The 23,107-nt window shown below is 64.8% G+C and carries 20 protein-coding genes and 1 tRNA gene; 6 read left to right on the top strand and 15 right to left on the bottom strand.

Annotated elements, in window-relative coordinates; genetic code table 11:
• Positions 1-27: 27 nt before the first annotated feature.
• From ISP20_RS05685 to ISP20_RS05665, 5 genes are read right to left on the bottom strand one after another with little or no spacing between them, the layout of a single operon-like run.
• Positions 28-1,236: a DUF3142 domain-containing protein gene (locus tag ISP20_RS05685; protein WP_338030971.1), complete on the bottom strand. Its 1,209-nt coding sequence runs from the start codon at positions 1,234-1,236 to the stop codon at positions 28-30.
• Positions 1,237-1,292: 56 nt separating this feature from the next.
• On the bottom strand, positions 1,293-1,895 hold the full coding sequence (locus ISP20_RS05680) for a response regulator transcription factor (protein ID WP_204635109.1): 603 nt from the start codon (positions 1,893-1,895) through the stop codon (positions 1,293-1,295).
• A 16-nt stretch (positions 1,896-1,911) separates the two neighbouring features.
• Positions 1,912-3,096 (bottom strand): sensor histidine kinase, encoded by a 1,185-nt coding sequence (locus ISP20_RS05675; protein WP_338030970.1) that lies wholly within the window; start codon positions 3,094-3,096, stop codon positions 1,912-1,914.
• Between the two features lie 45 nt (positions 3,097-3,141).
• Positions 3,142-3,927 carry an ABC transporter permease gene (locus ISP20_RS05670; protein ID WP_239535374.1) on the bottom strand — a complete coding sequence of 262 codons (786 nt, stop codon included), beginning with the start codon at positions 3,925-3,927 and terminating at the stop codon, positions 3,142-3,144.
• Entirely contained in the window at positions 3,927-4,841 is a 915-nt protein-coding gene (locus tag ISP20_RS05665) for an ABC transporter ATP-binding protein (RefSeq protein ID WP_204635107.1), read from the bottom strand. The genes ISP20_RS05670 and ISP20_RS05665 overlap by 1 nt, the downstream gene beginning before the upstream one ends.
• A gap of 307 nt (positions 4,842-5,148) precedes the next feature.
• On the opposite strand from ISP20_RS05665, the gene ISP20_RS05660 reads away from it, so the two are divergent.
• From ISP20_RS05660 to upp, 5 genes are all read left to right on the top strand, one after another.
• The gene (locus tag ISP20_RS05660) at positions 5,149-6,657 is read left to right on the top strand and encodes an aminotransferase class III-fold pyridoxal phosphate-dependent enzyme (RefSeq protein ID WP_204635106.1); all 1,509 of its coding nucleotides are present in this window, start codon (positions 5,149-5,151) and stop codon (positions 6,655-6,657) included.
• 174 nt (positions 6,658-6,831) lie between these two features.
• Complete coding sequence (locus tag ISP20_RS05655; RefSeq protein WP_204635105.1) at positions 6,832-9,690, top strand: lamin tail domain-containing protein; 2,859 nt, start codon at positions 6,832-6,834, stop codon at positions 9,688-9,690.
• A gap of 219 nt (positions 9,691-9,909) precedes the next feature.
• Positions 9,910-10,254 carry a PsiF family protein gene (locus ISP20_RS05650; protein ID WP_204635104.1) on the top strand — a complete coding sequence of 115 codons (345 nt, stop codon included), beginning with the start codon at positions 9,910-9,912 and terminating at the stop codon, positions 10,252-10,254.
• Between the two features lie 259 nt (positions 10,255-10,513).
• Positions 10,514-12,112 carry an ATP-binding cassette domain-containing protein gene (locus ISP20_RS05645; protein ID WP_204635103.1) on the top strand — a complete coding sequence of 533 codons (1,599 nt, stop codon included), beginning with the start codon at positions 10,514-10,516 and terminating at the stop codon, positions 12,110-12,112.
• A 31-nt stretch (positions 12,113-12,143) separates the two neighbouring features.
• Complete coding sequence (upp, locus tag ISP20_RS05640; protein ID WP_204635102.1) at positions 12,144-12,785, top strand: uracil phosphoribosyltransferase; 642 nt, start codon at positions 12,144-12,146, stop codon at positions 12,783-12,785.
• Between the two features lie 57 nt (positions 12,786-12,842).
• Here the strand turns inward: upp and pip are convergent, their stop codons facing one another.
• The 3 genes from pip to ISP20_RS05625 form a co-directional block, all read right to left on the bottom strand.
• Positions 12,843-13,799, bottom strand: coding sequence for a prolyl aminopeptidase (gene pip / locus ISP20_RS05635; RefSeq protein ID WP_204635101.1), 957 nt, complete (start codon positions 13,797-13,799; stop codon positions 12,843-12,845).
• Positions 13,800-13,889: 90 nt separating this feature from the next.
• The gene (locus tag ISP20_RS05630; RefSeq protein ID WP_204635100.1) at positions 13,890-14,912 is read right to left on the bottom strand and encodes a YncE family protein; all 1,023 of its coding nucleotides are present in this window, start codon (positions 14,910-14,912) and stop codon (positions 13,890-13,892) included.
• Positions 14,913-15,174: 262 nt separating this feature from the next.
• Positions 15,175-16,557 (bottom strand): FAD-binding oxidoreductase, encoded by a 1,383-nt coding sequence (locus tag ISP20_RS05625; protein WP_204635099.1) that lies wholly within the window; start codon positions 16,555-16,557, stop codon positions 15,175-15,177.
• A gap of 122 nt (positions 16,558-16,679) precedes the next feature.
• Between ISP20_RS05625 and serA the strand changes: the two genes are divergently transcribed.
• On the top strand, positions 16,680-17,912 hold the full coding sequence (gene serA, locus ISP20_RS05620; protein ID WP_204635098.1) for a phosphoglycerate dehydrogenase: 1,233 nt from the start codon (positions 16,680-16,682) through the stop codon (positions 17,910-17,912).
• Between the two features lie 65 nt (positions 17,913-17,977).
• Here serA and ISP20_RS05615 read toward each other — a convergent pair.
• From ISP20_RS05615 to rpmI, 7 genes are all read right to left on the bottom strand, one after another.
• Positions 17,978-18,054 (bottom strand) — tRNA-Pro (locus ISP20_RS05615).
• 62 nt (positions 18,055-18,116) lie between these two features.
• The gene (locus ISP20_RS05610) at positions 18,117-18,473 is read right to left on the bottom strand and encodes a MerR family transcriptional regulator (RefSeq protein ID WP_204635097.1); all 357 of its coding nucleotides are present in this window, start codon (positions 18,471-18,473) and stop codon (positions 18,117-18,119) included.
• A complete protein-coding gene (gene ihfA, locus ISP20_RS05605) occupies positions 18,454-18,753 on the bottom strand; it encodes an integration host factor subunit alpha (protein ID WP_114823863.1) in 300 nt (99 codons plus the stop codon). The genes ISP20_RS05610 and ihfA overlap by 20 nt, the downstream gene beginning before the upstream one ends.
• 1 nt (position 18,754) lies before the next feature.
• Complete coding sequence (gene pheT, locus ISP20_RS05600; protein WP_204635096.1) at positions 18,755-21,154, bottom strand: phenylalanine--tRNA ligase subunit beta; 2,400 nt, start codon at positions 21,152-21,154, stop codon at positions 18,755-18,757.
• Between the two features lie 21 nt (positions 21,155-21,175).
• Positions 21,176-22,171 (bottom strand): phenylalanine--tRNA ligase subunit alpha, encoded by a 996-nt coding sequence (pheS, locus tag ISP20_RS05595; RefSeq protein WP_204635095.1) that lies wholly within the window; start codon positions 22,169-22,171, stop codon positions 21,176-21,178.
• A gap of 145 nt (positions 22,172-22,316) precedes the next feature.
• Positions 22,317-22,676 (bottom strand): 50S ribosomal protein L20, encoded by a 360-nt coding sequence (rplT, locus tag ISP20_RS05590; RefSeq protein WP_017463630.1) that lies wholly within the window; start codon positions 22,674-22,676, stop codon positions 22,317-22,319.
• A 16-nt stretch (positions 22,677-22,692) separates the two neighbouring features.
• On the bottom strand, positions 22,693-22,890 hold the full coding sequence (gene rpmI / locus ISP20_RS05585; RefSeq protein WP_038615747.1) for a 50S ribosomal protein L35: 198 nt from the start codon (positions 22,888-22,890) through the stop codon (positions 22,693-22,695).
• Positions 22,891-23,107 lie beyond the last annotated feature (217 nt).

Genomic DNA, 23,107 nt, shown 5'->3' with positions numbered 1-23,107 from the left:
GGCCTGCGCCCCGCGCGACGCCAGGCTTCAGCGGTCGATCCGCACGGTGCCGGGCGAGCGACTACAGCGAAGCCAGCCGATCGCCAATTGACGACCTGCACGCAACAGCCCGACCCGAGTCCGTTGCAGATAAAGCCCCTGCGGCGTGCGCTGCAGCGCATAGCCGTTGATGCCGTCGGCTGCCTCGCAGGCGCTGTCGATGCGAACCAGTGCCGGCAACGCCATGTCGCTCGTGCCCGAGTTGACGATTTGCACGTCGAGGCGCGACGGATCGCCGCTGGGCACCGTGTTCACCGTGATCGATGAGGTCAGTGGCGTGCGCCGCAGTACCGCATGCCAGCTGGCCATGCTCCAGGCGCGCTCATCGCCTTCGGTCGGCAGGCGAAACCACACGATGCCTGCGAGCCCGTGCGGCACATCGGCCTCCAACCCCGCCACAAAACGCTGCATGGCGGCCGGCTCGGCAAACAGCTCACGCGACTCGGTGCTGTCCACCAGGGTGGGCCGCTCGCTTTCGATCGCGACCACCCGCCCCTGATCGTCCCAACTGACCCGCGTGCCGTATGCCGGCAGCGCCACGCGCCAGGGCTTACCCGTGTGACGGGCGAACTCGCGCAACCATGCACGCGCACGCTCCGGTTGGAACAAACCCGCGCGCGGCGACTGCACGGCGTGCACCTGCAACACCGTCTCATCGGCCTGCGCCAGTAAAGCGTCAAGCCCGGGACTCTCCAGCCAGGTGGGCAACGCGGTGATCGACAAGCGTTCGCCCGGCGCCAGCAGCGGGCGCAGCGATGCCAGGAAATGCGTGTAGGCCGGCAGCCGCGAAGTGGCGCAATCGTGGTCGATCTCGATGCCGGCGAAGCGAATACCTTGCAGGCGCCACTGCGACAGCAACGCGCGGGTGCGTTCGAGCAACACCGTTTCGTCCCACTGCTGCAGTGCGCCTTCCAGGCGGACCACCGCAATCACCGGCTTGCCGCTGGCCGCCAACACCGGCCATGCCGGTGAGAACGTACGCCACTGGCCTCGTCCATCCATCTCCGCGGCCAGCACGCGCCACGCGCGCAGCTCTTGGCCGCTGTCCGATATCGAACGCGCCAACGCTGGCGTCCATTGGTGCTGCCACACGTAGGCGTCGTTGGCGAGCGGCGGCTGTCGCGACGCGCAGCCGGCGATGACGAACGCCACGGCCAGGCCGGCAAGACCAACGAAACGTCGAAACACTTCGGCCACTAAGCGCGCACCCGATCAGGATCAAGCGCCATGGCAGCCCATGACGTGCCCCAAGGCTACAGCCAACCTTTCTGGCGAGCGAGACGATACGCCTCGATGCGATTGGCCGCGCCGAGCTTGCCAATGGCTTCGGACAGGTAGTTGCGTACGGTGCCATGCGAGAGGTTGAGTTGCGTGGCAATGTCGTTGGCGGACTGGCCCTCGCCCGCCAGGCGCAGCACCTGGCGCTCGCGATCGTTCAGCGGATCGGCCTCCGACCAGGCTTCCAGCGCCAGCTGCGGATCGATGGCGCGCCCGCCGCGATGGACCATGCGCAACGCTTCAGCAAGATTCTCCGCCGGTGCATCCTTCAACAGGTAGCCGGAAACGCCGGCATCCAGCGCGCGACGCAGAAAACCCGGACGCGCGAAGGTGGTCACAATGATCACCTTGATCGGCAGCTCATGGCGCTGGATGCGCTGGGCCAGTTCCAAGCCGGTCAGTCCCGGCATTTCGATATCGGTGACGAGCACATCGGGCTTCACGCGCTGCACTTCGCGCCATGCGGCCTCGCCATCCGCCGCCGAACCAAGCACCTCGATGTCGCTTTCGAGGTTGAGCAGCGCGGTCAAAGCGCCGCGCACCATCGCCTGGTCTTCGGCCAGCAATACACGAATCATGCAATGCTCCTGTGGTTCAACCTGCAGCCGCCGGATTCGGCGTTTCCTCATCCTGGGCCAGCTCCCGCTGCGGTGGCCGCGAACGAAGCGGCACCGTAATGTGCAGCCGCGTGCCCTTGCCTACCGGCGAGATCACTTCAAGCGTGCCGCCCAGGGCACGCACACGCTCATGCATGCCCTTGAGGCCGTTGCCATGGATACCGACGCCGCCGCGCCCGTCGTCCTCGATGCTCAATTTCAAGGCCTGGCCGGCCACAGCAGTGGACACCCGTGCACGATTGGCGCGCGCATGCCGGGCGATATTGGTCACGGCTTCGCGCAATACCAGGGCCAGGCCCCGCTCCACCTCGATCGGCAGCGACGGTGGCAAGGGCGTGCATTCGAGGGACACCATCGAGGCTTCCAGCATGAGCCGGGCAGCCGCGAGTTCAGCCGCCAGATCGGTCGCGCGGATACCCGACACCGCCGTGCGCACTTCCGACAGCGCATGCCGCGCCACGCGTTCCGCCTCGGCCATTTCCCGCTTGGCCGCCTCGCTGTCGCGATCGAACAGCTTGCGTGACAGCTCGAGCTTCAAGGTGATCAATGACAGCGTATGCCCCAGCAGATCGTGCAGGTCGCGGCCGATGCGCTCACGCTCGGCCAGCGCGGCGAGGCGGCGCACTTCGTCGTGCGACAGGCGCAGCTCCGCTTCCTTTTCTTCGCTCAGTCGTTCGGCGTGCACCACCAGGCCCACGATGATCGAGGTGACCGGGATCCAGATCACCGCCTGCCATGCGTAGTGCAACAACGACACTTCGGCGATGAGGATGACGTTGAGCATCACCAGCATCCCCATGTAATTGCGCAGCGCCATGCGACAGCTGCGCAACATGATGGTGCCGTACACGAAATAGGTCAGCGCGGCGGAATACCAGGGCAGCAACAGCATCGACATGGCCACCAGCGTCAGCGCGAAATAGCGCGCCTGACGCCGCGAGGCCAAGCAACACTTCGCGTACAGCAGCAGGAACAGCGGATAGGTCAGCAGCGTGAAGAATGCCCACGACCAGGTGTAGTGGTCGAACGCGGGAATGACGAACACCCAGACCGACCACAGCAGATGGATCGCATCCACCCACGGCGACTTGCCCTTTTGCAGGCTGATCGCCACCAGCGAATCCGGCGCGGGGGTAAACCAGTTTTTCAGCCACTGACGCACCGTGCCCCGCTCCCCGTGATCGATCCGCCTCGTGTCCATGCTACTTCAACCGACGCGGTGCAGCCGGCGGGACGCCAGCAGGAAGAAACCCACGCCATAGGCGGCCAGCACCAGCAGGTGCGGCCATGCCGGCGACTGCCCCATGCCCACCGTCTTCAAGGCCAGCTCGCGCAGGTGCGTGCTCGGCCAGATCGGGGCGATCTGCTGCAGCACCGAGGGCAGCGTCGACAGCGGCATCCACAAGCCGGACAGGAACGACATCGGCAGGTAGATGATATTGATCACGCCCGGTGCCCCCTGCCCCTTCACCAGGGTGCCGACCAGCATGCCCAGCGCGCAGAACGGCAGCACGCCCAGCATGCCCATGAGCAGGAACAGCAGCATCTGCAGCACGCCCAGCTGCACATGCGCCACGCCGACCGCCAGCGCCAGCAACAACGCCATCACCGTACCCGACGCCAGCATGGCCATCGCCATCTTGCCCAGCAGATAGGCACCCGGTGGTGCCGGCAGCGCCCGCTTGAGCGTCAGCAGGCCGTTTTCGCGTTCCATTGCCAGCGACACGCCGAAACCGAACAGGCCGGGACTCATCACGCCGAACACGCCGTAACTGGCCAGCAGATAGCGCGCGGTTTCGGCGCCGGACTGGCGATTCATCACGATGCCGAACAGCAGGTAGAACATGGTGGGAAACAGCGTCACCGGCAGCAGGAACCCCGGCATGCGGAAGTAACGCAGGCATTCGCTGCGCGCTTCCATCAGGTAGGCGCCCAGCAGGCGGCGCGGCGGCATGGGCAGTGGCGGCACCCGATGGATCGTGATGACGGACATTACGCAGCCTCCTTTTCGATGCCCGATTCGCGGGTGAGTTCGGTGAACACTTCGGCCAGGCCGGCGCGGCGCACTTCCAGTTCCGATAGCGCCGGATCGGCGTCGAGCAGACGCCGCAGCACCTTCTCCGGTGCATCGCTGTGCAGAAGGATATGCGTGCCGTCGCGCTCCGCCAGCGAGATGTCGGACCATTGCGACAGCGCCGCCACGTCCAGATCGCTGATGCAGCGGATGCGGGTCGTCGCCACATGCGAGCGCAACGCATCCACGCTGCCTTCGCTCAACACGCGGCCCTTGCCGAGCACGACCACGCGCTGTGCAAGCGCCTCGGCCTCTTCCAGGTAATGCGTGGTAAGCACGATTGCGCAGCCTTCGGCGGTGAGACGGCGAATGGCGGCCCACAACTTCTGGCGCGCCTCGATATCCATGCCGACGGTGGGCTCGTCCAGGAACAGCAATTCGGGCCGGCCGCACAGCGCCAGCGCAAACTGCACGCGCCGCTGCTGTCCGCCCGACAGCGCCGCGTAGCGACGCGACAACAGGTCGGCGACGCCGGCCATGTCGGCGCTTTCGTCGATCGAGCGGGACGCCGGGTAATAACTGGCGGTGAGGCGCAGCAGTTCGCCCACGGTGAGCGTCGGCGGCAGAAACGACGACTGCAGCATGACGCCGATACGGCGGCGCGCCTCGATGTCCTGCGGATCGCGACCGAACAATTCCACCTTGCCCGCATCCGCACGCGCCAACCCCAGCAGCAGGCTGATGGCGGTGCTTTTGCCGGCGCCATTGGGGCCCAGCAAGGCAAGCAATTCGCCGCGGTGCAGCATGAGATCGAGACCATCCAGCGCCTTTAAAGCGCCGTAACGTTTGACGGCGCCAGACAAGCTGGCCACCACTGCGACAGACTGGATCATGGGTCCTCCTCCTTGGCCGCCATGCTAGGCGGCATAAGGGTTTGCCGGCAGTTGTCCACGTCAACCGCTATACATGACAAGCGTCACCCGGGGTACCGGCGGCGACAACGCCGCGCTATGCTCGGGCAGTCGTTGCATTGCCACATCCGTGACGGATCGCAGTGCGACATGGTTCGCAGAGATTGGAAACAGGCTCTGGAGCCCGCGGAAACGCTGAATGATCACGCGCTTCCGCCTTTGCATTCGTTGACACATCGGCGCGCATGCCATCGGGACGGCAGGCAAGTCGACCTTGAAGGAGAAGCCCATGGGTGTGATTGATCAGCTGCGCGAACTGCGCGAATTCGGCGGCGCACCGCAGACCAGCGGCCTTGACGATGCCACCGTCGAACGCCTCGCAGCGAGCCACCCTGACCTGGCGCAGGCCATCAGCGATGCGGTCGCGCGTCACCGCGAACTGCGCGGCGAGTTGGGCGATTTCCTCAAGCTCGACGAAGCCGAACAGATGGCGCAGGTGCAGACGGAGTTCGTCAACTTCTATCCGGACGATGCCATCAACCCGTACCTGCCCGCCGCGGCGCGCGGTCCGTGGGTGGTGAGCTTCAAGGGCGCCGTGATCCACGACAACGGCGGCTACGGCATGCTCGGCTTTGGCCACAACAACGCCTCCATCGATGCCGCGCTCGCGCGTCCGCAGGTGATGGCCAATGTGATGACGCCGAGCATCTCGCAGATGCGTTTTGCCAAGGCGATGGATCGCGAACTGGGCCGCAACCGCGACAGCAATCCGTATGCGCGTTACCTCGCCCTCAATTCCGGTTCGGAATCGGTGGGCCTCGCCTGCCGCATTGCCGACGTCAATGCCAAGCTGCTGACCGACCCTGGCGCGCGCTATGCCGGTCGCGCGATCAAGCGCGTGGTGGTGAAGGGTGCCTTCCACGGCCGCACCGACAAGCCGGCGCTGTATTCCGATTCCACGCGCAAGACCTACCTGCAGCATCTGGCCAGCTATCGCCACGAGGACACGCTGCTCACCGTGCAGCCTTACGACATCGCCCAGCTCGAAGCCGTGTTTGCCGATGCGGACAAGAACGGCTGGTTCATCGAGGCGATGTTCCTGGAACCGGTGATGGGCGAAGGCGATCCGGGCCGCGCGGTGACGCCGGAGTTCTACCAGAAGGCGCGCGCGCTCACCGAAGCGCACGGTGCGCTGTTGCTGGTCGACTCCATCCAGGCGGGCCTGCGTGCGCACGGCGTGCTGTCGGTCACCGATTATCCGGGCTTCGAGAAACTCGCGCCGCCGGATATGGAAACCTTCTCCAAGGCGCTCAACGCCGGCCAGTATCCGCTGTCCGTGTTGGCTGTTACCCAGCGCACCGCCGAGCTGTACCGCAAGGGCATCTACGGCAACACCATGACGGCCAACCCGCGTGCGCTCGACGTGGCGCTCGCCACGCTCGACCTGCTCACCGACGAGGTGCGCGACAACATCCGCGAGCGCGGCAAGGAATTCGTCGACAAGCTCAACGCGCTGAAGAACGAGCTGGGCGGCCTGATCACCAAGGTGCAAGGCACCGGTCTGCTGTTCTCCTGCGAGCTGGCACCGGAGTTCAAATGCTACGGCGCCGGTTCGATCGAGGAATTCATGCGCGAGCGCGGCGTTGGCGTGATCCACGGCGGCACCAACTCGCTGCGCTTCACGCCGCACTTCCTGGTCACCAGCGACGAAGTGGACCTGGTCGTCTCGCACGTGCGCCAGGCCCTGCTGCAGGGGCCGCGCAAACTCAAAGCCGACACGAAGGCCGAAGCCGCCTGAAGTCGCAAGGTGACCGGCATCGTTCACGCAACGTCGACGATGCCGGTCACACATCGGAACGCAAAGCGCTTCGCAAAATGAAGCGCTGCCGCAACTTCCTTCGCAAAACTGTCGCAATAGCTGCTTAGCCTCTCCCTGTTGGGGTCCGCCCTGGACCCAGGAAGGGAGTGGTCAATGAAACCAGCGCACATTCGACGTGCCCTTTTAGCCGCACTGTTGCTCGCCCTGTCGGCAACCGCTGCGCAAGCGGCAGACCTCAGCATCAGCCAGTTTCGCGTCCGTGGCCCGGCCGGCGGCAACGACGAATTCGTCGAGCTGTTCAACAGCGGCAGCAAGTCGCTGGATCTGTCGGGCTACAAATTCAACGCCTCCAACGTCAGCGGCACCACCGGCACGCGCCTGACGCTGCCGAGCGGCACGTCGATTGCGCCGGGCTGCTATCTGTTGCTCACCAACAGCGCGAGCAGCGGTTATTCCGGCAGCGTGGCGGGCGATCTCAAGTACAGCACGGGCGTCACCGACGATGGTGGCCTCGCCATTCTCGACGGCTCGGGCCAGTTGGTCGATCAAGTCGGCCTTTCCACCGGTTCTGTGTACAAGGCCGGCACGCCACTGGCGTCGCTCGGCACCACCAATGCCGATAAGGGCTATGGCCGCAAGCCCACGGCTGCGGGCCTGCCGCAAAACACCGGAGACAACCAGGCCGATTTCAACGTGGTTTCTCCCACGACGCCGCACAACAGTGCGAGCTCGTGCGTCGTGCTGGGCCAGGCCTTGTCCGTCGCCGATGCCAGCGCCACGGTGCGTGGTGCGGCGGACGTCCAAATGCCGTTCACGGTCTCGCTCACCCAGCCTGCTCCCACCGGTGGCGTATCGGTGCACGTGGCAACGCTCGATGGCACGGCGACCGTCGCCAATCACGATTACGACGCGCTCGATACCAACCTGAGCATCGCCGAAGGGCAGATGCAGGCGAACTTCAACGTAGTGGTGCACGGCCGCACCACGCCGAGCGATGACAAAGCCTTCGAGGTCAAGCTGAGCCAGCCCAGCGGCAATCTCCCGCTGTCGCGCGATACGGCGATCGGCGCGATCCTCTACGACATCCCGGTTGCCGCCGAGATCTGGCAGATCCAGGGGCGCGATCAGATCTCGCCGCTGCTGGGCAAGCCGGTGAAGACCACCGGCAACATCGTCACCGCGGTGGGCCCGGCGGGCTTCACCATGCAGACACCGGACGCACGCGCCGATGCCGATCCGCTTACGTCCAACGGCATCTATGTGTTCACCTCCAGCACGCCGACGGTGGTGGTGGGCGATGTGGTGAACGTGGACGCCAGGGTCGCCAACTACTACCAGTTGCCCGAGCTCACCAGCCCCGTGGTGACAGTGACCTCGCACGGCGCACGCCTGCCCAAGGCGGTGGTATTTGGCGAGGCGATGCCTTCGTCCGATCCGGCCAAGCTGTCGTGCGGCGCGACCAACTTCCAGTGCTTCGTGGGCATGCGCGTGGTGATCGAGAACGGCATGATCAACACAGGCAACAAGCGTTTCAGCGGCGAGCCCTATGCGGAAGTGAGCATCACCGCGAATGGCAAGCGCTCGTTGCGTCTCCCCGGCGTGCGCTATGGCGTGCCGGTGCCTGACGGCGTGCAGCTCCCCAATTGGAGCGGCAACCCGGAAGTGTTCAAGATGAACACGGCGGACTTCGGCGCCGTGCCGCTCAACACGCCGTTTGTGGCGGGCACCACGTTCCGTGCTGAAGGCATCATCTCCTACGACTTCGGTGCCTACACCTTCATCCCGACCAAGATCACCCTGAAGCACGTTGCGGAAATGCCGCGTTCCGTTTCTCCGACCGCGCCGTATGCCCTGCGCATCGGTGCGTTCAACACCGAGCGCTTCTGCGATACCGACTTCAACACCGTCTTCACCTGCAGCGGCGACAGCAAGGAGCCGACGGCCGACGAAGTGGCATTGAAGACGCAACGCCTGTCCGCCTATATCGGCAGCGTGCTGCAGCTGCCCGACGTGCTGTCGGTGGAGGAAGTGAAGAGCCTGCCGCTGCTGCAAGGCCTGGCCACGCAGCTGGGCGACGACTATCGCGCCAAGTACCAGGCCTATCTGGTGCCTGGACACGATCCCAGCGGCATCAACGTAGGCTTCCTGGTACGTAGCGACCGCGTTCGCGTGGTCTCCGTGCAGCAACTGGCCGCCGACGAAACCTGGAACGACAACGGCCAGACCGCGTTCGTGCACGACCATCCGCCGCTGCTGCTCACCGCCGAAGCGCGCGGCGTGCGCTTCCAGGTGATCTCGGTGCACATGAAGGCACGCACCAATGTCGACGACAACGACGACAGCGCCGTGCGCGACCGCCAGAAGCGCTTCCTGCAGGCCAGTTCGCTGGCGCGCCAAGTGCAGAACCTGCAGGGCGCCAATCCGTGGCTGCCGTTGATGGTGGTGGGCGACTTCAATGCCTACCAGTTCAGCGATGGCTGGGTGGACGTGGTGGGACTGGCATCGGGCAAGTACAAGGACAGCGAAAACCAACTGAAGCTGGGCAAGAACATCGTGCGTCCGGCCCTGTGGGATGCGGTGGAATCGGTACCTGAGAATGATCGCTACTCGTTCCTCTACACCGAGGAATTCGGCCCGATCCAGGGTTATACCGCGGCAGGCTCCGGCAACTCCGGCCGCGAAGTGCCCACGGTGCAGGTGCTCGATCATGCGCTGATGAACGACGTCGCCCGGCTGCGTTTCCTGAAGATGCAGTACGGTCGCGCCGACCTCGACGCGCCAGTACAAACGGAAGCCGATGCCGCCACCGCCACCGACGTGCGCAAGGCGATCGGCGTGTCCGATCACGATGGCTTCGTGGTCGACCTGTTCGTGCCGGGATTGTCCGGCGAACAAGGGCATGGTCATCACGATGACGACGATCATGGGCACGGCCATCACGATGACGGCGACCACGGGCACGGCCACCACGACGACGATGACCAGGACGAAGGGCACGGCCACGGTCACTGATCGGTAGCTTCACATCCCTAAGGAGGCCACGCCCGGTGACGGGCGTGGCCTTTCTTTTAGCCCCCCGGCAGGCCGGGAAAAGTCCGATTTGCTTGTCGCCCTCAAGCTTGCTGAACGGGGTCCGTAGGCGACCCTATATGCCCTCCCACGCGGCCTGTCTGCAGGCATAGACTTGCCGCGCCGGCACTCGCCGGTCATGTTCTCAAGGAGGGTACCCGCATGTCTTCGCGTTTGAGTCTGATGGTCGCCGGCGTTGCGCTGGCCTTTGCCGCCTCTACCGCCTTTGCCGCGCCGCAGACGGCCCCCACCAGCGCGCCCGCCAAGAATTCGCAGCAGCAGCGCATGGCCGACTGCAACAAGCAGGCCACGGGCAAGACCGGCGACGACCGCAAGACCTTCATGAGCAGCTGCCTGAAGGGTGAAAGCGCCGCACCGGCCAAGATGACCCAGCAGGAAAAGATGAAGTCCTGCAACGCCGATCCGCAGGCCAAGTCGCTCAAGGGCGATGCCCGCAAGCAGTTCATGAGCACCTGCCTGAGCAACACGCCCAACGCGGGCCACTGATCGTATTGGCACAAGCCACCAGGGCGCCGATGCGTATCGGCGCCCTTTTTGTTTGCCTTTAAGTGCCTGCTGTTATGCTGCGCACTCTTTTCCTCCAGGGATTCACCGCCGACATGCGCCTCTAAGCCGCTCGCCTGCCAACCGATCGCAGCCTTCACGGGTGCGTTGCGTCTGGCCACGAGTGACAGGGCGGTCGACATCCCTTGGCGCGTTTCGCGCTCGGCGCCCTGTCGTATGCCACTCCCATTCCGGAGGGTTTATGACGGCACTATCCCTACTTATTCACCAACTCGGCTTTGCACCGCCGGGCCGCGATCCCGTTTTCGAGAATCTCGAAACGTCCTTTTCTACCGGGCGCCATGCGCTGGTCGGCCGCAACGGCAGCGGCAAGTCGCTGCTTGGCCGGGTGCTGGCTGGCCTGATCGAACCCACCCACGGCCAGGTAGTGCGTCACGTCGAGCTTGCCCATCTGCCACAACGGTGGCCTGCGTTCGGCGGCACGATCGCCGCGGCCCTTGGCGTGGACCGCAAACTCGACGCCCTGCAGCGCATCGAAGCAGGCAGCGCGGACCCGGCGGATTTCCACACACTCGCCGACGACTGGAACGTGCACGAACGCGCCAGCCAATGGCTTGAACAGGCCGGGCTCCCCCACGACCTTTCACGCCCCTGGGAAAGCCTCAGCGGCGGCGAACGCGTGCGCCTCCGACTGAACCATTTGTTCGAACTCGAGCGGCATTTCCTGATATTGGATGAGCCAGGCAATCACCTGGATCGCCGTGGCCGCCAGTGGCTGCGCGAACGGCTGATCACGCATGCCGGCGGCTATTTGCTGATCAGCCACGACCGCGCCCTGCTCGCCGAGGTGGAAAGCGTCGACGAACTTTCGCCGCGCGGTTTGCGCCGCTACGGCGGCAATGTCGCGGCTTACTCGATGCTTCGCGATACGGAACGGCAGGCCGCCGAACGGCAATGGAATCAGGCACGCCGCGAACAGAAAGCGTTGGAACGGCAGCACCACGACGAGCAGCAACGTCTCGTCCACCGGCAGCAGAAGGCCAACCGCGAACGCGCGAACGCCAACCTGCCGACCATCCTGCTGGACCGTCGCAAGCAGCGTTCGGAAGACACCGGTGCGCGGCTGCACACCTCACAACAGCTGCAGCAGGCGAGGCAGCGCGAACAACTCGCTCAGGCGCGTTCGCGCATCGATGTTCATCGTGCACAACGATTCGATCTCGGTGCGCTTGCGGCGACGCACGCGCCGCTTCAACTGGAAGGTGTCATACCGCCGCACGGACATGATCAGCCGATCGATCTGTACCTCGCTCCCGGCGAGCGCCTGTATCTGCATGGCGACAATGGCAGCGGCAAATCCAGTCTGCTGGCCGCCATCATGGGACGGCTGGCCCCGCGCGACGGCCGGATTCGCGGAGGCGAGCGAGTGCTGTTGCTCGACCAGCACTACGGCCTGCTGCGCGATGAGCAGAGCGCACTGGAGAACCTGCGTGCGCTATCACCCGGCCATTCGCCGACGCGCTATCGGGAGTACCTCGCCGGCATCGGCCTGCGGGGCGAGCGGGCCGAGCTGGCCGCGGGTCTTCTGAGCGGCGGCGAGCGCGTCAAGCTGGCCCTGCTCGTGCTCGACAGCGCGCGGGAACCCTACGACCTGTTGTTGCTCGACGAGCCTGACAGCCATCTGGATCTCGACAGCCGCCAGCTACTCGAGCAGGCGCTCGCGGCCTATCGCGGCTCGCTGATCCTGGTCAGCCATGATGTCGAACTGGTGGCGCAGGCGGCCATGGATCGGGAGCTTCGGCTGGACAAACCCCTCGCCCTCATCGCGCGCCGTGAGTGACAATGCCCCGACCTTGCCGCCAGGTTTCCCCATGAAGATCGTCGAAGTCCACCATCCTCTGATCCAGCACAAACTCGGCCTGATGCGCCGGGCCGGCATCAGCACCAAGGAATTTCGCGAGCTGGCCTCGGAAGTGGCTTCGTTGCTGACCTACGAAGCCACCAAGGATCTGGAAACGGTCGAGCAACGCATCGAAGGCTGGGCCGGTCCGCTTACCGTGCATCAGATCAAGGGTAAGAAGGTCACCATCGTGCCGATCCTGCGGGCGGGCCTGGGCATGCTACCCGGCGTGCTCGACATGATCCCCGCCGCCAAGGTCAGCGTGGTCGGCCTGCAGCGCAACGAGGAAACGCTCGAGCCCATCACCTATTACGAGAAGCTCACCGGCCGCATGGACGAGCGCATCGCGCTGATCGTCGATCCGATGCTCGCCACGGCCGGTACGCTGGTTGCCACGGTCGACATGCTCAAGGCCGCCGGCTGCAAGCGCATCAAGGGACTGTTTCTGGTCGCTGCACCCGAAGGCCTCAAGCGCATCGAAGCGGCGCATCCGGACGTGGAGATCTATACCGCCTCCATCGATGAACGCCTCAACGAACACGGCTACATCCTGCCGGGGCTTGGCGATGCCGGCGACAAGATTTTCGGCACCAAGCAATTGCCCGCCGGTTGATCTTTCCCATGAAAAACCCCGGCCGTCACCGACCGGGGTTCTGCAGTAAAGATTCAATCAGCCGCGGAAACGGTCCGTCGCCTTGACCAGTTCCGAGATATTGCCCGGCTCGAAGGCCGAGTGGCCGGCATCCTGCACGATGCGCAGATCCGCTTCCGGCCACGCGCGATGCAGATCCCAGGCGCTGCGCATCGGGCACACCACGTCGTAGCGTCCCTGCACGATCACCGCGGGAATCTTGCGGATGCGCTCCACGTTGCGCAGCAGCTGGTCGTCGTGCTCGAAGAAGCCGCCATGCACGAAGTAGTGGCATTCGATGCGCGCGAAGGCCAGCGCGAATTCGTCCTCGCCGCTGGACTGGATATGGCCTTCGTCCTGCCACAGATAGCTGGTGGCACCCTCCCATACCGACCAGGCGCGCGCCGCTTCCACGCGCTCGATCGGGTCGCTGCTGGTGAGGCGGCGGTAGTACGCGCTCATCAGGTCGCCGTGCTCCACCGCGGGAATGGCCTTCAGATAGGTCTCCCACGCATCGGGATACAGCGCGTCGCAACCCTTCTGGTAGAACCACTCCAGCTCCCAGCGCCGCAGCATGAAGATGCCGCGCAGCACCAGTTCGGTCACTCGCTCCGGATGGGTTTGCGCATAGGCCAGCGCCAGCGTGGAACCCCATGAACCGCCGAACACCTGCCAGCGATCGATGCCCAGGTGCGTGCGGATGCGCTCGATGTCGTTGACCAGATTCCAGGTGGTGTTTTCGTGCAGCTCCGCATGCGGCGTGGACTTGCCGCAACCGCGCTGGTCGAACAGCACGATGCGGTACACCGCCGGATCGAAGAAGCGCCGGCATTTCGGATTGGTGCCGCCGCCCGGACCGCCATGCAGAAACACCACCGGCTTGCCATTGGGGTTGCCGCTCTGTTCGTAGTACAGCGTGTGCAGGTCAGAGACCTTGAGCATGCCGCTGTCATACGGCTCGATCTCGGGATACAGGGTGCGAAGTTCCTGCGACATGCTCGATGCTCCTGAAGCGAACGGGGACGGCTTATAAGGCTATCACGCCGTCCCCAGGCCCCCTTTTCACTCAGTGCGCCGGAGACAGCTTCAGGGCGCTCCGACCGTCAACACCGTAAAACTGTCCGGCACGATGTCCGGGCGAGCGCCCTCCTTCGGTGCCGATGCCCACGTGGCGGCCGAGAGGTAGAGCCGGTGCAGCTTGGGATCGAGCGCCAGCGTGCGCGCGCTGGGCTGGGTGGGAATCGAAGCGACGACGCTGTAGTGATCGGCGTCCTTTTGGCGGACGGCCGTGATATCGCCGCTCTCGCCATTGGAGCTGTACACCACCGAAGCGTCTTCATCGAACACCACCGCATCCGGGCCTTCGCCGATCGGTACCCGCGCCACGGCCTGGCCATTCTCGGCGTTGGTCACGGCCATCTGCTTGTTGTCGCAAACCGAGAACAGGCGATGTCGTTTGCGGTCGATGGCCAGACCGGTCGGCGCTTCGCAGGCGCCGAGAGACCACGTCGCGACCACGGTGTTGTGGGTGGTGTCGATCTTCACCAGCTGTGCCGTGTCTTCGATATTCACGTAGATCGAACCGGCCTCATCGCTTACCGCGAACTCCGGTTTGCCAGGCAGCGCCACGGTGCTCGTCAGCGTATTCGTGGAGGGATCGATCACGCTGAAGGAATGGCCTTTGCCATTGAACGTGAACACATGCTTCGACGCACCGTCGTAGACGATGGCATCGGGCTTCTCGCCGGTTCCGCTGATGGTGGCGACGACACGGAACGTGTCGAGGTCAAACACCGTCACCGAGGCGGCCTGCCCGTTGCTGGCAAAGCCGCGATGCGCGGACTGATCCAACGCCACGCCGTGCACGCCCTTGGTCCCGGAGATCGCGCCGATGCGCTTGTGTTGATCCACGTCCACCACGTCGATGTGATCGCCCCGCGTCACGAACAGATGGCGTCGCTGCGCATCGAAACTGAGGTAATCCCAGCCTCCGGCACCACCGAGCGGTAAATGGGCAAGCACGCGGAAGTTCGCGGGTGCCGGGTCGGCGGCCGCGGGACCGGCGAACGCCGCCACGGCAAAGAACAGCAAAGTGGGCAATGCACGCATGGGGAATCCGGCAGCAATGAGGTCTGCACAGCATCGCCGCTCCGACTTAGTCCCTGCTTAGCCGGTACCGCCTGGCCCTACCCTTCCTCACGTCATTCCGGCGCAGGCCGGAATCCAGGAGCTTCAGTCCCAGGTTCTCGCGAAAACCTCTCAGGGCATGCTCGGCTATCGCGACAACTCTACGTACTCGCTACTGGATTCCGGCCTGCGCCGGAATGACGTGAGGGAAATGGATAGCGCCGGATAAGACATCGAACGTCTCTCAGGCAAACAGCTTGCCCGGATTGAGCAATCCCTTGGGATCGAACACCTGCTTCACTCCGCGCATCAGCGCAATCTCTGCCTCGCCACGCGTGCTGCCCAGGTAGGCGCGCTTCACCAGCCCGATGCCGTGCTCGGCGGAAATGCTGCCGCCATGTCGCTGCAGCGTTTCGGCCAACAACTTGGTGACGTGCTCGCACTGGGCGATGAAATCGCTGTCCGACAGATCGTCCGGCCGCAGCACGTTGATATGCAGGTTGCCGTCGCCGATGTGGCCAAACCACACCACCTCGAAATGCGGGTACTCACGCCCAAGCAAGGCCTGGATTTCCTGCAGGAAGCCCGGCAAGGCGCTGATGCGCAGCGAGATGTCGTTCTTGTAGGGGCGATGCGGCGCCAGGCTTTCGGTGATGCCTTCGCGCAACCGCCACAGGGCCGCGGCCTGGGCTTCGCTTTGCGCGATCACGCCATCGCTGATCCAGCCCTGGTCCAGGCCATATTCGAAAGCCGCCAGCGCGGCGTCCTGGGCGGCTTCGCCCGCATCGAATTCGGTCACCACGTAATACGGATGATCGCCATCGATGGCCCGCTGGGCCCCATGCACCAGCACGTGGCGCAGCGCTGCACCGGTGAAGAACTCGAACGCCTGCAGGGTGAGCCGCGAACGGAACAGCGCGAACACCTCCATCAAGGCGGCCATGCTGGGCACGGCCAGCAGCATCACCTGCGAGGGCGGCGCGGGGTCGGTGAGCCTCAAGGTCGCTTCCACCACGATGCCCAGCGTTCCTTCCGAGCCGATCAGCAGCTGGCGTAGGTCGTAGCCACTGGAATTCTTGATCAGCCCACGGTTGAGCTGCAGCAGCTCGCCATTGCCGGCCACCACGGTCAGCCCGGCAATCCATTCGCGCGTGTTGCCGTAGCGGATCACCCGGATGCCGCCGGCATTGGTGGCGATATTGCCGCCGATCAAGCAAGAGCCGCGCGCCGCGAAATCGACCGGATAGAGCAGCCCCTGCTCCCTGGCCGCTTCGTGCACCGCGTGCAGCGTCATGCCGGCCTGCACCGTGAGCGTGCGATCCACCGCGTCGAATCCGAGCACGCTCTTCATGCGCTCCAGGCTCAGCACCAGCTCCCCATTGGCCGCCACTGCGCCGCCCGAGAGGCCGGTGCGGCCACCCGACGGGACGACCGCGACGTTCCGCTCGTTGGCCCAGCGCACGATCGCCTGCACTTCTTCCACGCTGCCGGGCAGCGCGATCGCCAGCGGCGCCGGTGTCCAGCGACGGGTCCAGTCGCGGCCGTAGTGCTCCAGGTCGGCCGGATCGGTCAGCAGGCGAAGATTGGGTAACCGAGCGGCGAGCTCAGCCAGTCGAGCATCAGTCATGTCGCGTTCCCCGGGTGCTCCGCAAGCCTGCCAGCGTGGCGCGGCATCGTCCAGTGTTGCGACGCCGCAAAACGGCCTCAAGGTCTGGCATAGTGCAGGCGTTCTCCATCGCGCAACGGCCCATGAAGACCTCGTTCCCGAAACAAGACATCAAGGTACTCCTGCTCGAAGGCGTCAGCCGCAGCGCCGTGGAAAGCTTCCAGCGGGCGGGTTACAGCCAGCTGGAATACCACGAAAAAGCCCTGCCGGAAGCCGAGTTGAAGGCCCGCATCGCCGAGGCGCACATCGTCGGCATCCGCTCGCGCACCCAGCTCACCGACGAGGTGCTTCAGCAGGCTAAACGGCTAATTGCGGTCGGCTGCTTCTGTATCGGCACCAACCAGGTGGACCTGGGCAGCGCCCGCCGGCTCGGCGTTCCCGTCTTCAACGCGCCCTACTCCAACACGCGCAGCGTGGCGGAATTGGTCATCGCTGAAACCATCATGCTGCTGCGCGGCGTGCCCCAGAAGAATGCGTTGTGCCATCGCGGCGGCTGGACCAAATCCGCTGCCGGCAGTTTCGAGGCGCGTGACAAGGTGCTCGGCATCGTCGGCTACGGCCATATCGGCACCCAGGTCGGCGTGCTGGCAGAGAGCCTGGGCATGCGGGTGATCTTCCACGACATCGAATCCAAGCTGTCGCTGGGCAATGCCCGCGCCGCCAACAGCCTGGAAGACCTGCTGGAACGCGCCGACGTGGTGACCCTGCACGTACCCGAGACGCCCGCGACGCAAATGATGATCGGCACCCGCGAACTCGCCCGCATGCGCAAGGGCTCGCTGCTGATCAATGCCTCGCGCGGCACCGTGGTGGATATCGATGCACTGGCCGCCTCGCTGCGCTCGGAGCACCTAGCCGGCGCCGCCGTGGACGTGTTCCCGGTGGAGCCCAAGGGCAACGACGATGCGTTCGTGTCGCCGCTGCTGGGCATGGACAACGTGATCCTCACCCCGCACATCGGCGGCAGCACGCTGGAGGCACAGGACAACATCGGCATCGAAGTCGCCGCCAAGCTGGTGCGCTACAGCGACAACGGTTCCACCCTCTCGGCAGTCAACTTCCCCGAGGTCTCGCTGCCGGAGCATCCGCGCAGCCGCCGCCTGCTGCACATCCATCGCAATGTGCCGGGTGTGCTCTCGCGCATCAACGAACTGTTCTCCGCGGGCAACATCAACATCGATGCGCAGTTCCTGCAAACGGACAGCGAAGTGGGCTACGTGGTGATCGACGTGGCGGCCGACGAGAAGCAGTCGGGCGAGCTGCGCGACCGGCTTGCGGCCATCCCGGGGACGTTGCGCAGTCGCGTTCTCTATTGAGATATCCGTAGGCCTGCAAACAAAAACGGCGCCCAAGGGCGCCGTTTTCATATCAGTTGCCGAATTGGTCGGGACGGCGGGATTCGAACCCACGACCCTCTGCCCCCCAGGCAGATGCGCTACCAGGCTGCGCTACGCCCCGATGATCGGCAAGACGACAAGTCTACCAGCTAAGCCGGTAGTACCGGAAGTCGTCTTGAAAGCTTAGCGACGCAGCAGCACCAGCACTTCTTCCAGTTCCATGCGCACCTGGCGCACGATCTGGTGGGAAATGCTCGACTCCATGCGCGCCTGCGGACCTTCCAGCCGGGCGCGGGCGCCGGTGATGGTGAAGCCCTCGTCATACAGCAGGCCACGGATCTGACGGATCATCAGCACGTCGTGACGCTGGTAATAGCGGCGGTTGCCGCGGCGCTTGACCGGATTGAGTGCGGGAAATTCCTGTTCCCAATACCGCAGCACGTGCGGCTTGACGCCACACAGCTCGCTCACCTCACCGATGGTGAAGTAGCGCTTCGCCGGGATGACCGGCAGCTCGGTGTTATTCCCTTGATCCAGCATAGCCCTCGACTCGCACCTTGAGTTTCTGACCCGGTCGGAACGTCACCACACGGCGGGCGGAAATCGGAATCTCTTCGCCCGTCTTGGGATTGCGTCCCGGTCGCTGGTTCTTCTGACGCAGATCGAAGTTGCCGAAACCCGACAGCTTCACCTGCTCGCCCTTTTCCAACGCCTCGCGGACCACCTCGAAATAGGCGTCCACGAACTCTTTTGCCTCACGCTTGTTGAGGCCCACCTCGAGAAAGAGGCGCTCGGCCATCTCTGCTTTGGTCAGCGCCATCTTATCCTCGCAACTTCGCCTTGCATGCCATCTCCAACGCTGCGACTGCTTCACGAATGTTACGGTCAGCGTCGTCGTCAGTAAGCGTGCGTGAAGCGTCCTGCAAAATCAAGCCCATAGCGAGACTCTTTCGGCCTAGTTCGACCCCCTTTCCGCTATAGCGGTCGAACAGGCGCAGCTCCTTGAGCTGGCTGCCCAGGGTCGAGCGAACCACCTGCTCAATCTGTGACCAGCTCACCTCTTCCGGCACGTCCACGGCGATGTCGCGGCGTACGGACGGGAAGCGCGGCACGGCCACGGCCTTGGGCAGGCGGCGGGCCAGCACCGGTTCCAGCTCCAGTTCGAGCACATGGACATCGGCACCGAGGTCCAGGGCTTTAGCCAGCTGCGGATGCAGTGCACCCAGGTACCCGACGGTCTGACCGTCGCGGGTCACGCGGGCGCCGCGGCCAGGGTGCAGCCAGCCCGGCAAGCCGTCGGCATGGAAGGCCCAGCGGTCGGGTTCGCCGCCCCAGGCGATCAGCGCATCGAGGTCGCCCTTGAGGTCGTGGAAGTCGAGCGTGCGCGAGGCTTCGCCCCACTGCTCGGCATGCGCGATGCCACTGGCGACGATGGACAGGGTCGGCGTCTCGGTCGGCGCGTCCTTGCGGGCGGCGGCCTCGGCGCTGATGCGGAACGTGCGCCCCAGTTCGAACAGCCGCACGCGCTCCTGCTGGCGGGCGCGGTTGTGCGAGAGTGCCACGATCAGCCCCGGCAGCAGGGACGGACGCATGATCGCCAGCTCCGCCGACAGCGGGTTGGCCAGCGGCACCAGCTGCTCGGTCATGCCCCAGCGCTGCAACACATCGTTGCCGATGAAGGCCAGGTTCACCGCCTCGTAGTAACCGCGGGCGGCCAGCTGCTCGCGCACGGCGAGCTCGTTGAGGCGCGCTTCCGGTTCGGCCGCCAGGGTCAGCGCGCCTGCAGGCGTATGGGTCGGGATATTGTCGTAGCCATGGATGCGCGCGACCTCTTCGATCAGGTCTTCTTCGCGCTCGATATCGAATCGGCTGCTCGGTGCGGTGACCTGCCAGCCATCCGCCTGCGGCACCACCTTCATGCCCAGTGCGGTGAAGATGCGCGCCACTTCGGCATCAGCCACCTCGATACCCAGCACGCGCTTGAGGCGCGCGCGGCGCAGCACCACGGTGGCCGGCTTCGGCAGATCGGCAAGGTTCTCGGCAACCAGCACGGGGCCAGCGTTGCCGCCGGCGATGGCGAGCAGCAACTCCGTGGCGCGTTCCAGCGCACGCTGCGGCAGCGCGGGATCGACGCCGCGCTCGAAGCGATGCGAAGCATCCGTATGCATGCCCAGCTTGCGCGCGCGGCCCATGATGGCAGCCGGTGCGAAGTGCGCGGATTCCAGGAACACGTTGCGCGTGTCGTCGGTGACGCGCGAATCGAAGCCACCCATCACGCCGGCCACGGCGAGGCCGCTGGTGGCGTCGGCAATCAGCACGAAACCCTGGTCGAGCTTGGCCTCGGAACCGTCGAGCAGCTTGAGCGTTTCACCATCGCGCGCGTGGCGCACCACGATGTCGCCGTGCAGCGTGTCGTTGTCGAACGCATGCAGCGGCTGGCCGAGTTCGAGCATCACGTAGTTGGTGACGTCGACCACGGCGCTGATCGGACGCAGGCCCGCGCGACGCAGGCGCTCAGCCAGCCACAGCGGCGTGCGCGCCTTCGCGTCGATGCCCTCGATGATGCGGCCAAGATAACGCGGCGCATCGGCGCCCGCTTCGAGGCGGATGCCGCGACGCGCTTCGCTGGTCACCGGCGCAGCCGCCTGTTCGCCCGTCTTCACGCGGCTGCCGAACAAGGCAGCCACGTCATACGCGAGGCCGTAGAGGCCAAGGCAATCCGGGCGGTTCGGCGTGAGCTTCAGTTCGAAACTCGCATCGGGCAGGCCCAGATAGGCAGCCAGCGGCTTGCCCACCGGCGCATCGGCCGGCAACTCGAGCAGGCCCGATGCATCGGCGTCGATGCCAAGCTCCTTGGCCGAGCACAGCATGCCGAACGATTCCACGCCACGCAGCTTGGCCGCCTTGATGTTGATGCCGCCGGGCAGGGTCGCGCCGACCATCGCCAGCGGCACCTTGATGCCCACGCGTGCATTCGGCGCGCCGCAGACGATCTGCAGCGGCTCGCCCTGCCCCGCGTCCACCTTGCATACCTGCAGGCGGTCGGCTTCGGGATGCTTTTCGGCGCCGATGATCTCGGCCACCACCACGCCGTCCAGGCTGTCGCCCAGCGGGGTAAGTTCTTCCACTTCCAGACCGGCCATGGTCAGGGCATGGGATAGCGTCGCGCGGTCTGCCTGGATCTCGACCAGTTCGCGCAACCAGTTCTCGGAGAATTTCATGCGTATCGGTTCCTGCTGCGTTTACGCGAACTGCTTGAGGAAGCGCAGATCGTTCTCGAAGAACGCGCGCAGATCGGAGACGCCATAGCGCAACATCGCAAAGCGCTCCACGCCCAGGCCGAAGGCAAAACCGGTATAGCGCTCCGGATCGATGCCGCAATTCTTCAGCACGTTCGGATGCACCATGCCGCAGCCCAGCACTTCGAGCCAGCGCGTGCTGCCATCTTCGGCATCCCAGCGGATGTCCACTTCGGCCGAGGGCTCGGTGAAGGGGAAGTAGCTGGGGCGGAAACGCATCTCGAAATCGCGCTCGAAGAATGCGCGGATGAATTCGGCCAACGTGCCCTTCAGATCCGCGAAGCTCGAGGTCTCATCGACCAGCAGGCCTTCGATTTGATGGAACATCGGCGAGTGCGTCTGATCCGAATCGCTGCGATAGACCTTGCCCGGCGCAATGATGCGGATCGGCGGCTGGCGGCCCTGCATCGAACGCACCTGCACCGGCGAGGTATGCGTGCGCAGCAGGCGGCCATCGCCAAAGTAGAAGGTGTCGTGCATGGCGCGCGCCGGATGATGCGGCGGGAAATTCAGCGCCTCGAAGTTGTGCCAGTCGTCTTCGATTTCCGGACCATCGGCGCGCTGGTAACCCAGGCGCGAGAAGATCGCGGAAATGCGTTCGAGCGCACGCGTGATCGGATGAATGCCGCCACGCTCGCCGTTGCGGCCAGGCAACGTGATGTCGATGGTTTCGGAGGCGAGGCGATGATCGAGTTCCGCCTGCTCAAGCACCTGCTTGCGCGCGGCGAGCGCGTCGGCAAGACGATCCTTGATGCGGTTGACCTCGGCGCCGCGCGCCTTGCGCTCGTCGGGCGAGAGCGCGCCCAGCGCTTTCAGTGCGGCGGTGACGATACCGCTCTTGCCCAGCAGGCCCACGCGCAGCGCGTCGAGTGCTTCGAGCGTGTCGGCGTTGCCAATATCGGCCAGCGCCTGCACGGCGCGGCTATCCAGATCGTCCATCGATGCGATTCCGGGTTGAAAGTCAGAAACGAAAACGGGGAGGAGGCTTCTGGCCTCCTCCCCGCGAACGTCACGCGCATCCCTTGAAGAGTGCGGCCATGGATGGCCGCTTCTTGATCTTAGCGATCAAGGATGAGCGCACAAATTACGCCGCCAGACTGGCCTTCGCCTTTTCAGCGATCGCGCCAAACGCCTTGATGTCGTGCACGGCGATGTCTGCCAGCACCTTGCGGTCGACGGTGATGCCGGCCTTGGCCAGACCGTTGATCAGGCGGCTGTAGGACAGACCGAACTGACGAGCGGCGGCATTGATACGAACGATCCACAGCGCGCGGAACTGACGCTTGCGCTGCTTACGGCCGATATAGGCGTACTGACCAGCCTTGATGACGGCCTGGTTGGCAACGCGGAAGACTTTGCGACGGGCGTTGTAGTAGCCCTTCGCGCGGCCAATGATCTTCTTGTGACGACGACGGGCGGTAACGCCACGCTTTACACGAGCCATGGTTTATCTCCTCGCCTTACAAGTACGGCAACATGCGTGCTACACCCTTGGTGTCGCAAGCTTTGACGTGGTTGGTGGCACGGAGACCGCGCTTACGCTTGGTCGACTTCTTGGTCAGGATGTGCGACTTGAAGGCGTGACCGGCCTTGAACTTGCCCGACGCGGTCTTGCGAAAACGCTTCGCAGCCGCCCGGTTGGTCTTGATCTTGGGCATGGGAATGCTCCTTGATGGGGTTGAACCCCGGTTTCTGACTGATCTGGCGGCGACCCCGAAGGTCACTCTTTCCGTCCTGCCACGATCGGTTCACGACCCGTCCTGGTGGGTCGAACCGGCGATTATACGGAGGGATGGGGCGATTTGCCAGCAGAAACTGGTCTCGCCGCAGTCTGACTCCCTCTCCCCGCCGGGGACAGGGTTGGGGTGAGGGCCC

Origin of the sequence: Dyella kyungheensis (genome assembly GCF_016905005.1) — a bacterium.
Classification (GTDB): Bacteria; Pseudomonadota; Gammaproteobacteria; order Xanthomonadales; family Rhodanobacteraceae; genus Dyella; species Dyella kyungheensis.
Note: the sequence above shows the minus strand (reverse complement) of the source record. Positions and strands in the feature narration are given on the sequence as shown.